The organism is Leclercia sp. GHBNCSD, from assembly GCF_055805075.1.
On sequence record NZ_JBQVYO010000001.1, the window covers coordinates 2,254,665 to 2,268,391 of the forward strand.

Sequence of the window (13,727 nt, forward strand, 5' to 3'; positions counted from 1 at the left end):
TCGATGACTGCGATTACTCTGGCACGATCCAGCTAACGGTAGTATGGCCGGTACCGGCCGGGACCAGCTTTTTGTGCAGCCACGGCAGGACGTTATTCATCTGCGCTTCGAGCTTCCAGGGCGGGTTAATCACAATCATGCCGGACGCGGTCATGCCGCGCTGATCGCTGTCCGGGCGAACGGCCAGCTCAATTTGCAGGATCTTACGGATGCCGGTCGCTTCCAGATCCTTGATCATGCGTTTGATCTGTGAACGCAGCACCACCGGATACCACAGCGCATAGGTGCCGGTGGCAAAGCGTTTGTAGCCCTCGTTGATACCCGCAACCACCGCCTGGTAGTCGCTTTTGATTTCGTATGGCGGGTCGATCAGCACCAGACCGCGACGGGAAACCGGCGGCAACTTCGCTTTCAGCTGCTGGTAGCCGTCCGATTTCTCCACGCGCGCGCGGCTGTCTTTCTGGAATTCAGAGCGCAGCAGCGGGTAGTCGCTTGGATGCAGTTCAGTCAGCTGAATGCTGTCCTGCTCGCGCAGCAGCTGGCGCGCGATAAGCGGCGAACCCGGGTAGTAGCGTAACTGGCCGCTGCGGTTAAAATGGTTGATCACGCCGATATAGGGTTCCAGCTCCGCCGGCAGGTCATCCTGCTGCCAGATGCGGGCGATGCCTTCGAGGTACTCTCCGGTGCGCTCGGCATGCTCGCCGCTCAGCTGATAGCGGCCCGCGCCGGCATGGGTGTCCAGATAGAGAAAAGGCTTATCTTTCTCTTTCAGCGCCTCGATGATCAGACTCTGTACGGTGTGTTTAAGAACGTCGGCGTGGTTGCCCGCGTGAAAGCTGTGGCGATAACTGAGCATGGGTAGATATGTTCCGATAATGTCGATTGAGCACAGTTTACAGCAGAACGGCACAGATTACCCGCAGGCCCGGCACGCACCGTCGCGGCGGCTGTTTTTCTGTCACCTCAGCCATTGAAATTCACTACACTTAACCCCATCCTGGAAACAATATGCTCGCGCAGGATGCGCGCTTCATTCACTCATTTAACAGGACAGTGCTTATGACCAATCCATTACTGACGCCTTTTTCGTTGCCACCGTTTTCCTCCATTTTGCCTGAACATGTTGTTCCCGCTGTCACCAAAGCACTGGACGATTGCCGTGCCGCCGTTGAGAGCGTGGTAGCGCATGGCGCCCCTTATACCTGGGAAAACCTGTGTCAGCCGCTGGCGGAAGTGGATGATGTGCTCGGCCGCATCTTTTCCCCGGTCAGCCACCTGAACTCGGTGAAAAACAGCCCGGAACTGCGTGAGGCCTACGAACAAACCCTGCCCCTGCTGTCGGAGTACAGCACCTGGGTCGGGCAGCACGAAGGGCTCTACAAAGCGTACCGCGACCTGCGCGAGGGCGATCACTATGCGACGCTGAATATCGCGCAGAAAAAGGCTGTCGATAACGCGCTGCGCGATTTTGAACTGTCGGGCATTGGTCTGGCAAAAGAGAAGCAGCAGCGCTACGGCGAAATCGCGACGCGCCTGTCTGAGCTGGGCAACCAGTACAGCAATAACGTGCTGGATGCCACCATGGGCTGGACGAAGCTGATTACCGACGAAGCGGAGCTGGCTGGCATGCCGGAAAGCGCCCTGGCGGCAGCAAAAGCGCAAGCCGAAGCGAAAGAGCAGGACGGTTATCTGTTGACGCTGGATATCCCGAGCTATCTGCCGGTAATGACCTACTGCGATAACCAGGCCCTGCGTGAAGAGATGTATCGCGCCTACAGCACCCGCGCGTCCGATCAAGGCCCGAACGCCGGGAAGTGGGATAACACCCCGGTGATGGCGGAAATTCTTGCCTTGCGTCACGAGCTGGCGCAGCTGCTGGGCTTTGACAGCTACGCAGATAAATCTCTTGCTACCAAAATGGCCGAAAACCCGCAGCAGGTACTCGATTTCTTAACCGATCTGGCCAAACGCGCTCGTCCTCAGGGCGAGAAAGAGCTGGCCCAGCTGCGCGCCTTTGCCAAAGCGGAATTCGGCGTCGATGAGCTGCAGCCGTGGGATATCGCGTATTACAGCGAGAAACAGAAGCAGCATCTCTACAGCATCAGCGATGAGCAGCTGCGTCCGTACTTCCCGGAAAACAAAGCCGTTAACGGCCTGTTCGAAGTGGTGAAACGCATTTACGGCATCACCGCCAAAGAGCGCAACGATGTGGAAGTGTGGCACGACGACGTGCGCTTCTTCGAACTGTACGACGACCAGAACGAACTGCGCGGCAGCTTCTATCTCGACCTCTACGCCCGCGAAAATAAACGCGGCGGCGCCTGGATGGATGACTGCGTAGGGCAGATGCGTAAAGCGGATGGCTCGCTGCAAAAGCCGGTTGCTTATCTGACCTGTAACTTCAACCGTCCGGTTAACGGCAAACCTGCGTTGTTCACCCATGACGAAGTGATCACTCTGTTCCACGAATTCGGCCACGGTCTGCACCACATGCTGACCCGCATTGAAGCGGCAGGCGTTGCCGGTATCAGCGGTGTACCGTGGGATGCCGTGGAGCTGCCGAGCCAGTTTATGGAAAACTGGTGCTGGGAGCCGGACGCGCTGGCGTTTATCTCCGGCCACTATGAGACCGGCGAGCCGCTGCCAAAAGCGCTGCTGGATAAGATGCTGGAAGCGAAAAACTACCAGGCGGCAATGTTTATCCTGCGCCAACTGGAGTTCGGTCTGTTCGATTTCCGTCTGCATGCGGAGTTCAGCCCGGAGCAGGGGGCGAAGGTCCTCGAAACCCTGGCGGAGATCAAAAAGCAGGTTGCCCTTATTCCAGGCCCGGCCTGGGGACGCTTCCCGCACGCGTTCAGCCATATCTTTGCGGGCGGCTATGCGGCGGGCTACTACAGCTACCTGTGGGCAGACGTGCTGGCGGCAGACGCCTACTCCCGCTTCGAGGAAGAGGGGATTTTCAACCGCGAAACCGGTCAGTCATTCCTGGATAACATCCTGACCCGCGGCGGTTCTGAAGAGCCAATGGAGTTGTTCAAACGCTTCCGTGGCCGCGAACCGCAGCTGGATGCGATGCTGGAGCATTACGGGATCAAGGGTTAGTTGATTCGTGAAAATCTGCTTAGTAGATGAAACAGGCGCCGGAGATGGCGCCTTATCTGTTCTTGCCGCCCGCTGGGGGCTGGAGCACGATGAAGAAAACCTGATGGCGCTAGTGATGACCCCGGACCATCTGGAGCTGCGCAAGCGCGACGAGCCCAAACTCGGCGGCATTTTCGTCGATTTTGTTGGTGGGGCGATGGCGCACCGGCGCAAGTTTGGCGGCGGACGCGGCGAAGCGGTGGCCAAAGCGGTCGGGATTAAGGGCAGCTACCTGCCGGACGTGGTGGATGCCACGGCGGGACTCGGGCGCGACGCTTTTGTGCTGGCCTCGGTAGGCTGTCGTGTGCGGATGCTGGAGCGCAATCCGGTGGTGGCCGCGCTGCTGGATGACGGCCTGACCCGTGGCTATGCCGATCCGGAAATCGGCGGCTGGTTGCAGGAGAGGTTACAGCTGATCCACGCCTCAAGCCTGACGGCGCTGACCGATATCACCCCACGCCCGCAGGTGGTCTATCTCGACCCGATGTTCCCGCATAAGCAGAAAAGCGCGCTGGTGAAGAAAGAGATGCGGGTGTTTCAGTCGCTGGTGGGGCCGGATCTCGATGCGGATGGCCTGCTGGCGCCTGCGCGTCTGCTGGCTACGAAGCGCGTGGTGGTGAAGCGCCCGGATTACGCGCCGCCACTGGCGGAGGTTGCGACGACCAATGCGGTGGTGACCAAAGGGCACCGGTTTGATATCTATTCCGGTACCCCGGAATAAAAAAAGCCGGGTGGCGGCTTCGCCTTACCCGGCCTACATTCAGGCAATCCCGCCTTACTCGTCGTCTTCGTCGCGCAGCGGCACAATCAGCATATCAACGTGTACGGTGTTAATCAGCTGACGGGCGGATGACATCAGCTTGCTCCAGAAGTCCTGATGATGGCCGCAGACCACCAGATCCATATCGTATTTCTTAATCGCATCGACCAGCACCTGGCCCAGGTCGCCGCTGCCGCTCAGGGTTTCGGTGATCGGATAGCCCGCATTGGTGGAAAGCTCGGTCAGTGCATGGTGGGTCTCTTCGGAGATACGCTTCTGCATATCCCCCAGATTCACATCGATCAGGCCGGTATAGAGATCGGAGTAGTTTACGTCCACATGAATTAAGGAAACTTTCGCATTGTACGGACGCGCCATGGATACCGCTTTATCAACCAGCACTTTGCTCTCCGGGGAGAGGTCAACAGCGATCAGAATATGTTTATAAGCCATAGTGTTACTCCTTCCTTAAGTTATCGATGACCAATGCGTGTAGCAGTCGTCTACCTGCTTTCATTACGGCCCAGTTAAACAAAATTTTCAAGCATTGGTGTTGATAACGATTAACCTTGTGGCAAAAAAATTAACGGATCTCCTACACTATTGAATAAGCCGTTCGGATAATAAAATGTGAAGCCGATCGGCTTTTGAGTCTCTCTATCACTGAACCGTCTGTCAGGGCATTGGGGTGCGGTAGTCCCGAAGCGTTGCTTCGAGGGCGGACGCCGGGGAGGAAGTATGATTAGCACCGTCGCATTGTTTTGGGCGTTATGTGTGGTTTGCATTGTAAATATGGCGCGTTATTTCTCATCCTTGCGCGCGCTATTAGTGGTACTTCGTGGCTGCGATCCGTTGCTTTATCAATATGTGGACGGCGGGGGATTCTTTACCTCGCACGGGCAGCCCAGCAAACAGATGCGCCTGGTGTGGTATATCTACGCCCAGCGTTATCGCGATCATCATGATGATGAGTTTATCCGTCGCTGTGAGCGCCTGCGTCGTCAGTTCATCCTGACCAGCGCACTGTGCGGCCTGGTGGTGGTGAGCATGATTGCTCTCCTCATCTGGCATTGAGCGCAGAGGAAGGCGGGTCAAACCTCGCCTTCCTTTTGTCACTTATCGGGTAAAACCGTAAACCGAAGGTTTGAGATATCTTTCTGCACTGAGAATATTTTCCCACTGTAGGAGATGTTCACTTCGCCGTTACTCCCTATGCTGGCATCAGTGATTGTGCCTGTTCCCTCAAGTACCGGAACGCGCATGGCAAGCTTTCGAATAATGTCCCTCTTTTCCCCGCGTATCTCTTTTGACAGATAGTAACGGTAGATTATGGGTACCGTTGCACCACCCTTATCGTTAACCGTCATATAGAGCCAGACGCTGTCAGATAATTTATAAATCCTTTGCAGTTCATCACCCTTTCGCGGATCGGGCTGGTGGTTTAGCCACATGAACCCTAAGACCAGAATTAGTAGCGCAAGCGTGACAAACCGGTGGGTCCATTTAATAGCCGTTTTGAATGGCATATTCTATTCCTTCTCTGATATTGCGCTGGTCTGTCGGATCATCTCCGTAAGGGGGCTTTTCATACCATTTTCCCCATTCAGCTTTCGATGTACCCGCACGCCCCTGAGCCCATCCCGCGCCCATCAGGAGGATATTTGCAGGAATACCTGCAGCCGTACCGGCAGCCCCGAAATTGAAATTACCAAATGCTGCGTAGTACGGATCGAATTTTTTGTAGTCCCATGGCCCACCATTTCTGACCTTTTGATAAAACCAATAATAGGTAGAAGGCGTTGCCATATTGCGCGACATGCCATGTCGACGCGCTTCGCGCATATTGTTAACGATGACGATTGAGCCGGGCCCAGGGGTAGGTACAGAAGCCATACATTCTCCATTGCATGATAATTAATTGCACCCGGCATGATAATGATTTCCCTGTCAACGGAGTGAACAAAAAATGTTCAGATTTTCCTTATATTAACAATGGAATAAGCTTAAATCGCACCCATAAAAAAAGCGGGCCAGTTACCTGACCCGCTCTTCGCGTAACCTGCCTGCGATTACAGGAATTGCAGGGAGATCCAGTACAGACAGCCGGACAGCAGAATCGATGCCGGCAGGGTAAATACCCAGGCCATCAGAATGCTGGTCACGGTTTTGCGTTGCAGACCGCCGCCATCAACCAGCATGGTACCCGCCACGGACGAAGAGAGAACGTGGGTAGTGGATACCGGCATACCGGTGTAGCTGGCCAGACCGATAGAGACTGCCGCCGTCATCTGAGCGGACATCCCCTGGGCATAGGTCATGCCTTTCTTACCGATCTTCTCGCCGATGGTTGTCGCCACGCGACGCCAGCCGATCATCGTACCGAGACCCAGCGCCAGCGCGACCGCCATGATGATCCAGATCGGTGCGTACTCGATGGTGTTCAGCATGTCGACTTTCAGCTTCTTCAGCAGACGTTTGTCGTCGGCAGAGACTTCAGGCAGCTTAGAAACTTTGTCGGTGACGTCGGAGATGCACAGCATGATGCGGCGCATCTGGCCACGCTGCTCTACGGAGAGCTTGTCGTAGCTTTCAACGTCCGTCAGCATGCCTTTTGCGCGCTCCAGGGCGCTGATCGCATTAGCCGGATGGCAATGGAACTCCGCCGGTTGGGTCGCGCCCGCTTCCGGAGAAGGGATCAGCTGGTCAACGCCGGTCGCTTTCTTCAGCAGGTCAGGACGCTGCTGGAAATAGGTCTCGACGTTGTTGATGGCGTCACGGGTACGGGTAATTTCGTAACCGGACGCATTCATATTCACCACGAAGCCCGCCGGGGCCACGCCGATCAGCACCAGCATCACCAGACCAATGCCTTTCTGACCATCGTTAGCGCCGTGCGAGAAAGCCACGCCGATAGCAGAGATGATCAGGGCGATACGCGTCCAGAATGGCGGCTTCTTCTTACCGTCTTTCTTTTCACGCTCGGCCGGCGTCAGGTGGATACGGGCACGTTTTTTCGTACCGCTCCAGTAACGACGCAGCAGGAAGATCAAGCCACCCGCCACAACCAGACCGACAATCGGGGAGATAATCAGTGAACCGAAAATACCCAGAACTTTAGGGATGTTCAGGGCGTCCACCACAGACGTACCGGTCATCAGCGCATTGGTTAAACCAATACCGATGATAGCGCCGATCAGCGTGTGGGAACTGGATGCTGGCAGGCCGAAATACCAGGTACCGAGGTTCCAGATAATTGCAGCAAACAGCAGGGAGAAGACCATGGCGAGACCATGACCAGAGCTGACATTCAACAGCAGATCCGTTGGCAGCATATGCACAATGGCGTAGGCTACGCTCAGACCTCCAAGAAGAACGCCAAAGAAGTTAAACACTGCAGCCATCACCACCGCAACTTGCGATCGTAATGCCCGGGTGTAGATAACCGTTGCCACTGCGTTTGCAGTATCGTGGAAGCCGTTAATCGCTTCGTAGAACAATACAAAGGCCAGAGCAAGCAAAAGTAAAAGCCCGGTATGGAAATCCAGGCCAGCAAACAAATGTAGCATAGGACGTTACGCCATTTTGAGGACATGAACGCGGCGCATTATCCAGGACAAATGCGCAACGGGCAAAGTGAAATATAGCCTTTTTTTGATTTGCTTACTGACATAAGCGTAGCAGCAAAAGAATTACTTTTTAAATTTCAAAGAAATGCATGAAATTACAGATTTTTACGCTGGTGCGTTTCTTGAGGAAACTTTACAATTCGCGCCCTGAAAACCGGGAGGATCGAGACGTGGAAAAGTACGATGCCATCATTATTGGCGCAGGTGCGGCGGGTTTATTCTGTGCGGCGATGGCCGGACAGGCAGGACGCCGGGTTCTGCTGCTCGATAACGGCAAAAAGCCAGGTCGTAAAATCCTGATGTCTGGTGGGGGCCGCTGCAACTTTACTAATCTTTATATCGAACCTACGGCCTATCTGAGCCAGAACCGTCATTTTTGCAAATCTGCGTTAGCGCGCTACACCCAGTGGGACTTCATCGACCTCGTCGGTAAACATGGTATCGCCTGGCATGAGAAAACGCTGGGGCAATTATTTTGCGACGATTCCGCGCAACAAATCGTCGATATGCTGGTGGCGGAGTGTGAAAAAGGTCAGGTTACCCTGCGACTTCGCAGCGAAGTGCTGGATGTGGCGCGTGATGAGGCAGGTTACACGCTGCAGCTTAATGGCGAAACCGTGTGCGCAGATAAGCTGGTGATCGCCAGCGGCGGGCTCTCCATGCCGGGGCTGGGTGCCACGCCGTTTGGCTATAAAATTGCCGAGCAGTTTGGGCTGAAGGTACTCCCGACCCGTGCCGGACTGGTGCCATTCACCCTGCATAAGCCGCTGCTGGAACAGCTGCAGACCCTCTCCGGCGTGTCGGTGCCGTCGGTGATTACCGCCGAAGACGGTACGGTGTTTCGGGAGAATCTGCTGTTCACCCATCGTGGCCTCTCCGGCCCGGCGGTGCTGCAAATCTCCAGCTACTGGCAGCCGGGTGAGTTCGTCACCATCAATTTAGTGCCGGATTGCGATCTGGAGAGCTTCCTCAATGAGCAGCGTGCGGCGCACCCTAACCAGAGCCTGAAAAACACCCTGGCGATACAGCTGCCGAAACGGCTGGTGGAGTGCCTGCAGCAGCTGGGGCAAATTCCTGATGTGTCACTCAAGCAGCTCAACAGCCGCGATCAGCAGGCGCTGGTCGAAACCTTAAGCGCCTGGCGCGTACAACCCAACGGCACCGAAGGTTATCGCACCGCGGAAGTGACGCTGGGGGGTGTGGACACTAACGAACTCTCTTCGCGCACCATGGAGGTCCGCAACGTGCCTGGACTCTATTTTATCGGCGAAGTCATGGACGTTACCGGCTGGCTGGGTGGCTATAACTTCCAGTGGGCGTGGGCCAGCGCCTGGGCCTGTGCAGAGGCGCTGGCCGAAAGGTAGTATTCCGGCGCAACTATTGCACCCTGTACTTCGCCCCCATCCGCTACACTGCATCTCAAACGTTCCGCTATTTTACGCCCTGTTCAGCTGAGCAGGGCGTATTGCGTTACCTTTCAGAGAGTGTGATATGCAGCTTGTGAGCATTATTATTTTGATCAACCTGACGGTGATCATTCATTCCACATGGATGTTTTTTATCCTGAAATTCATCAACCTGAATGTGGAATCGGTGATGCGCGTGGTGTTCCGCAATATCGTTATCATCATGACTGCCCTGTTTGCCCATCTGCTTGAAGCCAGCCTGTTTGCCGTTTTTTATCGCTATGTCGGCGCGTTTAATGACTGGAACACCAGCTTCTATTTCTCGCTGGTCAGCTACGCTACAGTGGGATATGGCGACGTCACGTTGCCGGAACACTGGCGACTGACTGGCGGAGTGGAAGGGCTGGTTGGCGCGCTGATGGTTGGCTGGTCGGTGGCGGTGCTGGTGGCCGTCCTGCAGCGGCTGCGCGGCATGAGCCAGTAAAGCGCCGATGGCAGAACCTCCGCAATGTGAGGTAAAGTACACTCCCTCACGCAGGGTTATGCGTTTTAAGGGGAGAAGCCGGTAAACGGTCCCTTTTTTTTCTTTACTGGCCTCGCCAGTCTGCATGGTGTGTATTTTGTCTTCAAAAAGGGTTGTCTATGTCCTCTGCTCATCTCGGTTTCCCGACGGAAACCGTTGTTGTTTTTGTGGTTATGGCTGTCGGGGCGATGTTTATCGACCTCTTCATGCATCGCCATGACAAACCGATCTCACTAAAAAGCGCCTCACTCTGGTCTCTCTTCTGGGTGATGATGGCGATGGCGTTCGCCGGGTTCCTTTACGTGCATCACGGCGCCGAAGTGGCGAGCCTGTTCCTCACCGGTTACGCCCTGGAAGAGGTGCTCTCCGTTGATAACCTCTTCGTGATGATGGCGATCTTCGCCTGGTTTGGCGTGCCGGATCAGTATCGTCACCGGGTGCTCTACTGGGGGGTGATTGGCGCGATTGTCTTCCGCGGGATCTTCGTCGCCATCGGCACCAGCCTGCTGAGCCTGGGGCCATACGTTGAAGTGGTCTTTGCCCTGATTGTGGCCTGGACGGCGGTGATGATGCTTAAACGCGGCGAAGAGCAGGACGAGATTGAGGATTACTCCCAGCATCTGGCCTACCGCGCGGTAAAACGCTTCTATCCGATCTGGCCAAAAATCACCGGTAACGCGTTTCTTCTCAGCCAGAAAGAGGTGGATGCCGAGCTGGCCAAGCCTGAAAACCAGGATGTGATGGTGGGACGGGTGAAGAAGGCGAAGCGCTATGCCACGCCGCTGCTGCTCTGTGTGGCGGTGGTGGAGCTGTCAGACGTGATGTTCGCCTTTGACTCGGTGCCGGCGATCATCGCCGTCAGCCGCGAGCCGCTGATTATCTACAGCGCCATGATGTTCGCCATCCTCGGCCTGCGTACCCTCTACTTCGTGCTGGAGGCGCTGAAGCAGTATCTGGTGCATCTGGAGAAAGCGGTGATCGCGCTGCTCTTCTTCGTCGCCTTTAAGCTCGGTCTGAACGCGACGGATCACTTCTGGCACCACGGCTACGGTATCGGCGCTACGGCGAGTCTGTTGGTGGTGTTGGGCGTACTGGCAGCGGGGATTCTGGCGAGCCTGCTCTTCCCGGGGAAACGGGAAGCCTGACGGATTTTGCCCGGCGGCGCTACGCTTGCCGGGCCTACAACACCCGGCATCTTTTACGGCTTGATCGGTGAATTGCGGCGCGCGCGCGGCGGATGGAAATGGCGCCAGTGCGGATCCTGCGCCGCCGCCAGCAGCTCGTGGTCGCCCCGGGTGTCGCCCCAGGCGCGCACGTGGTAATTGGTCAGGCTGCCGTACACGCTCTCCAGCCGGGCCACCTTCTGCGCACAGCGGCAGTTATGGCCGGTGATCCGCCCGGTCAGCTTGCCCTCTTTCACCTCCAGTTGGGTACCGATAAGCTTAATGCCGAGCTTGTCGGCCCATGGCTGCAACACCAGCGCCGGCGAGGCAGAGCAGATGGTCACTTCCGCGCCGGAGTTGACTTCCGCCGCCACCGCCAGCACCCCCTGGGGGCGCATCAGTTTATCCCAGTACTTTTCGCAGAACCGCTCTGCCTGCTCACGCAGCCAGTGCTCATCCACGCCGGTCAGGAAGGTTTTGATCAGCACCTCTTTCAGTTCATCACGGGTCAGCTTGCGGCGTACGCAGTGAATGGTGGGCAAGGCCATCCGCACCAGGCGACCGGCAAAGTAGCGCTTACCGAACGCAAAGCGTAAGAAGGGGATAAAGCTGTCGTGATGGGTCAGCGTGCCATCAAAGTCGAACACGGAGAGGACGCTGGATTTTGCCATCGCCTCATCGGCAATCATATTGGTCATAACAGAGTCTTAGCGTAAATTCACATTCTGTCCTCAGTTTACCTGCTTTAGCGTCAGATGCCACCCGCCAGCGGACGGGTAGCCATCGGCAGCGCTAGATAATATCGTCCACCACGCCGCCATCCACGCGCAGCGCCGCGCCGGAGGTGGCGGATGCCTGCTGGGAACAGACGTAAACCACCATGTTCGCCACTTCGTCTACCGTGGCGGCTCGCTGGATCACCGAGCTTGGGCGATTGGCCATCACGAACTCTTTTGCCAGCGTCTCCAGGGACTTGCCGGTTTTCTCTATTTCGTCTTTCATCATCTCAGCAAAGCCGTCCGACATCGTCGGGCCAGGCAGGACGCTGTTCACGGTGACGCCACTCCCGGCGACAAACTTTGCCAGACCGCGCGCCAGAGAGAGCTGGGCGGTTTTGGTGACCCCATAGTGGATCATGTCCGCCGGAATATTGCAGGCCGACTCGGAGGAGATAAAGACCACCCGGCCCCAGCCTTTTTGCACCATGCCGGGCAGCAGGGCGCGCGATAGCCGTACACCGGACATCACGTTGGTTTGCCAGTAGTGATTCCAGGTCTCGTCGTCGGTAGCGTAAAAATCCTGAGGGCCGTAGATCCCGGCATTGTTGACGAGGATATCGACGCCCGAAGCGACCCGGAGCAGAGCATCCACCCCTTCCTGCGAACTGAGGTCGGCAATGGCAGCCCGCACCTGAACGCCCGGTATCTGCTGCTGCAGCTGCTGGATGCCCCGGTTGACCGAGTCGACGCTGCGTCCGTTAACAATCACCTCTGCACCGCTCTCCGCCAGCCCTCTGGCAATGGCGAAGCCAATGCCGCCTGTGGAGGCGGTCACTAACGCCACTTTTCCCGTAAGATCGATTTTCACGGTCTGCTCCTTGTCATATTTGAAGTTCAGACCATTAAGCGTAGCAGTTCACCTTTGCGACGGCTGGCTGAAGAGGTGCAGTAAGGTTTCCACCTGTTCGTCGAGCGGGGCGAGCGTGCGTTTTACAATCAGATGCAGCGGTGTAGCACGGCGCGTGCCGTGGCTCAGGGGCACCGTTTTTAGCACACCGGTTTCCAGCTGTTGCTGAATTCGCTCTTCCGGCAGCCAGCCATACCCCACCTGATACATCACCGCATCGATAGCGGCGTCGATGGTGGAGAAGGTCCAGGCTTCGCCGCCGGGAGGCGCGGCGTAGTTCTGCCCGGCGATCTGGATGAGTGGCCAGGAGCGTAGCATTTCATCAGTGAGCGGCGTGTCGTGTTCAAACAGCGGATGTTCCCGATGCGCCACGGCGACAAAGTCGATATTCATCAACCACTCGCCGCGCCCGGTCACATCCTGGCGGCGGGTTAGCACCATCACGTCGGCTTCGCTCTGGGCCAGCGCCTCGCCGGTGTTCTCAAGTATTTCGGTCAGATGCACCTCGGTTTGCGGATAGCGCTGTTGAAACTGGCGCAGAATGGCAAACAGATGACGGCGAGGGAAAATGCTGTCCACCACCACATCCAGTCGGGTACGCATCCCGTTGCGTAGCGTCGTGGCGCGCGTCTCCAGCAGGGTAAAGGCGTTTAGCAGCGGTTTGACCTGATTTAACAGCAGCTCTCCTTCCGGGGTCAGCACCGCCTTACGCCCCACCTGGACCAGAAGCGCCACGCCCAGCCGCTCCTGCAACAATGCCAGGTTATAACTGACGGAAGATTGGCTGCGATGCGTCTCCTCTGCGGCGCGGGCAAAGCTGCCCAACTCAACGACGCGTTCCAGCAGCGACCACTGCTCAAGGGTAGTTTTGTGCATAAATAATCTAATTTTTGGATGAATTTGATTAAATCATAGCGTTATTCATCCAATTTTTGCAGGCGTAAGATGGGTTCATTAAAACAGAGGAGAAAGATTATGAGCCAGTTTGATAAACATGATTTGAGCGGTTTCGTCGGCAAACATTTGGTATATACCTACGATAACGGCTGGAACTACGAAATTTATGTCAAAAACGAGCAGACGCTCGACTACCGTATTCATAGCGGGATCGTGGCAAACCGTTGGGTAAAAGATCAGCAGGCTTATATCGTTCGTGTGGGCGAGAGTATTTATAAAATTTCGTGGACTGAACCGACCGGTACCGATGTGAGCCTGATTGTGAACCTCGGCGACAAGCTGTTCCACGGCACGATCTTCTTCCCGCGTTGGGTGATGAATAACCCGGAAAAAACCGTCTGCTTCCAGAACGATCATATTCCGCTGATGGTCTCTTATCGCGAGGCGGGCCCGGCCTACCCAACCGAGGTCATTGATGAGTTCGCCACCATTACCTTTGTGCGCGACTGCGGTGCCAATAACGATGCTGTCATTGACTGTGCTGCCAGCGAGCTGCCGGCAGACTTTCCGAATAATTTGAAATAA

At 56.1% G+C, this 13,727-nt stretch carries 15 protein-coding genes; 7 read left to right on the forward strand and 8 right to left on the reverse strand.

The genetic code is table 11. The annotated features are described in order from the left end of the window. Window positions 1-13: 13 nt before the first annotated feature. Window positions 14-856 carry a 23S rRNA (adenine(2030)-N(6))-methyltransferase RlmJ gene (locus tag ACT3IC_RS10850; protein WP_103177388.1) on the reverse strand — a complete coding sequence of 281 codons (843 nt, stop codon included), beginning with the start codon at window positions 854-856 and terminating at the stop codon, window positions 14-16. A gap of 203 nt (window positions 857-1,059) precedes the next feature. Here ACT3IC_RS10850 and prlC point away from each other — a divergent pair, with 203 nt between their 5' ends. Both prlC and rsmJ read left to right on the forward strand, forming a co-directional pair. Next, on the forward strand, window positions 1,060-3,102 hold the full coding sequence (prlC, locus tag ACT3IC_RS10855; RefSeq protein ID WP_103181001.1) for an oligopeptidase A: 2,043 nt from the start codon (window positions 1,060-1,062) through the stop codon (window positions 3,100-3,102). Window positions 3,103-3,109: 7 nt separating this feature from the next. Beyond that, complete coding sequence (gene rsmJ / locus ACT3IC_RS10860; RefSeq protein WP_159340194.1) at window positions 3,110-3,862, forward strand: 16S rRNA (guanine(1516)-N(2))-methyltransferase RsmJ; 753 nt, start codon at window positions 3,110-3,112, stop codon at window positions 3,860-3,862. A gap of 54 nt (window positions 3,863-3,916) precedes the next feature. Here the strand turns inward: rsmJ and uspA are convergent, their stop codons facing one another. Then, entirely contained in the window at window positions 3,917-4,354 is a 438-nt protein-coding gene (gene uspA, locus ACT3IC_RS10865) for a universal stress protein UspA (protein ID WP_103177386.1), read from the reverse strand. 285 nt (window positions 4,355-4,639) lie between these two features. On the opposite strand from uspA, the gene uspB reads away from it, so the two are divergent. Then, complete coding sequence (gene uspB / locus ACT3IC_RS10870; protein WP_032615027.1) at window positions 4,640-4,975, forward strand: universal stress protein UspB; 336 nt, start codon at window positions 4,640-4,642, stop codon at window positions 4,973-4,975. Window positions 4,976-5,013: 38 nt separating this feature from the next. Here uspB and ACT3IC_RS10875 read toward each other — a convergent pair whose 3' ends face one another. The 3 genes from ACT3IC_RS10875 to pitA form a co-directional block, all read right to left on the reverse strand. After that, window positions 5,014-5,427, reverse strand: coding sequence for a hypothetical protein (locus ACT3IC_RS10875; protein ID WP_159340195.1), 414 nt, complete (start codon window positions 5,425-5,427; stop codon window positions 5,014-5,016). Continuing rightward, a complete protein-coding gene (locus tag ACT3IC_RS10880) occupies window positions 5,405-5,794 on the reverse strand; it encodes a polymorphic toxin type 44 domain-containing protein (protein ID WP_201304749.1) in 390 nt (129 codons plus the stop codon). Before ACT3IC_RS10880 ends, ACT3IC_RS10875 begins: the two co-directional genes overlap by 23 nt. A gap of 176 nt (window positions 5,795-5,970) precedes the next feature. Next, window positions 5,971-7,467, reverse strand: coding sequence for an inorganic phosphate transporter PitA (gene pitA, locus ACT3IC_RS10885; protein ID WP_103177385.1), 1,497 nt, complete (start codon window positions 7,465-7,467; stop codon window positions 5,971-5,973). Window positions 7,468-7,697: 230 nt separating this feature from the next. On the opposite strand from pitA, the gene ACT3IC_RS10890 reads away from it, so the two are divergent. From ACT3IC_RS10890 to ACT3IC_RS10900, 3 genes are all read left to right on the forward strand, one after another. Then, window positions 7,698-8,891, forward strand: coding sequence for a BaiN/RdsA family NAD(P)/FAD-dependent oxidoreductase (locus ACT3IC_RS10890; protein WP_159340196.1), 1,194 nt, complete (start codon window positions 7,698-7,700; stop codon window positions 8,889-8,891). A 127-nt stretch (window positions 8,892-9,018) separates the two neighbouring features. Then, window positions 9,019-9,417, forward strand: a complete 399-nt coding sequence (locus tag ACT3IC_RS10895) for an ion channel (protein WP_103177384.1) — start codon at window positions 9,019-9,021, stop codon at window positions 9,415-9,417. A gap of 158 nt (window positions 9,418-9,575) precedes the next feature. Continuing rightward, complete coding sequence (locus tag ACT3IC_RS10900) at window positions 9,576-10,601, forward strand: TerC/Alx family metal homeostasis membrane protein (protein WP_103177383.1); 1,026 nt, start codon at window positions 9,576-9,578, stop codon at window positions 10,599-10,601. Between the two features lie 53 nt (window positions 10,602-10,654). On the opposite strand, the gene ACT3IC_RS10905 is transcribed toward ACT3IC_RS10900, so the two are convergent. The 3 genes from ACT3IC_RS10905 to ACT3IC_RS10915 form a co-directional block, all read right to left on the reverse strand. Further along, on the reverse strand, window positions 10,655-11,317 hold the full coding sequence (locus tag ACT3IC_RS10905) for an HAD family hydrolase (RefSeq protein ID WP_103177382.1): 663 nt from the start codon (window positions 11,315-11,317) through the stop codon (window positions 10,655-10,657). A gap of 94 nt (window positions 11,318-11,411) precedes the next feature. Then, a complete protein-coding gene (locus ACT3IC_RS10910) occupies window positions 11,412-12,206 on the reverse strand; it encodes an SDR family NAD(P)-dependent oxidoreductase (protein WP_103177381.1) in 795 nt (264 codons plus the stop codon). Between the two features lie 48 nt (window positions 12,207-12,254). After that, entirely contained in the window at window positions 12,255-13,121 is an 867-nt protein-coding gene (locus ACT3IC_RS10915) for a LysR family transcriptional regulator (protein ID WP_103177380.1), read from the reverse strand. A 99-nt stretch (window positions 13,122-13,220) separates the two neighbouring features. On the opposite strand from ACT3IC_RS10915, the gene ACT3IC_RS10920 reads away from it, so the two are divergent. After that, complete coding sequence (locus ACT3IC_RS10920) at window positions 13,221-13,727, forward strand: phenolic acid decarboxylase (protein ID WP_103177379.1); 507 nt, start codon at window positions 13,221-13,223, stop codon at window positions 13,725-13,727.

What these genes read in the sequence shown, in the direction of transcription:
- ACT3IC_RS10850 (WP_103177388.1), bottom strand. Translation starts at nt 856, where the DNA reads ATGCTCAGTTATCGCCACAGCTTTCACGCGGGCAACCACGCCGACGTT.
- prlC (WP_103181001.1), top strand. Translation starts at nt 1,060, where the DNA reads ATGACCAATCCATTACTGACGCCTTTTTCGTTGCCACCGTTTTCCTCC.
- uspA (WP_103177386.1), bottom strand. Translation starts at nt 4,354, where the DNA reads ATGGCTTATAAACATATTCTGATCGCTGTTGACCTCTCCCCGGAGAGC.
- uspB (WP_032615027.1), top strand. Translation starts at nt 4,640, where the DNA reads ATGATTAGCACCGTCGCATTGTTTTGGGCGTTATGTGTGGTTTGCATT.
- ACT3IC_RS10875 (WP_159340195.1), bottom strand. Translation starts at nt 5,427, where the DNA reads ATGCCATTCAAAACGGCTATTAAATGGACCCACCGGTTTGTCACGCTT.
- ACT3IC_RS10880 (WP_201304749.1), bottom strand. Translation starts at nt 5,794, where the DNA reads ATGGCTTCTGTACCTACCCCTGGGCCCGGCTCAATCGTCATCGTTAAC.
- pitA (WP_103177385.1), bottom strand. Translation starts at nt 7,467, where the DNA reads ATGCTACATTTGTTTGCTGGCCTGGATTTCCATACCGGGCTTTTACTT.
- ACT3IC_RS10895 (WP_103177384.1), top strand. Translation starts at nt 9,019, where the DNA reads ATGCAGCTTGTGAGCATTATTATTTTGATCAACCTGACGGTGATCATT.
- ACT3IC_RS10900 (WP_103177383.1), top strand. Translation starts at nt 9,576, where the DNA reads ATGTCCTCTGCTCATCTCGGTTTCCCGACGGAAACCGTTGTTGTTTTT.
- ACT3IC_RS10905 (WP_103177382.1), bottom strand. Translation starts at nt 11,317, where the DNA reads ATGACCAATATGATTGCCGATGAGGCGATGGCAAAATCCAGCGTCCTC.
- ACT3IC_RS10915 (WP_103177380.1), bottom strand. Translation starts at nt 13,121, where the DNA reads ATGCACAAAACTACCCTTGAGCAGTGGTCGCTGCTGGAACGCGTCGTT.
- ACT3IC_RS10920 (WP_103177379.1), top strand. Translation starts at nt 13,221, where the DNA reads ATGAGCCAGTTTGATAAACATGATTTGAGCGGTTTCGTCGGCAAACAT.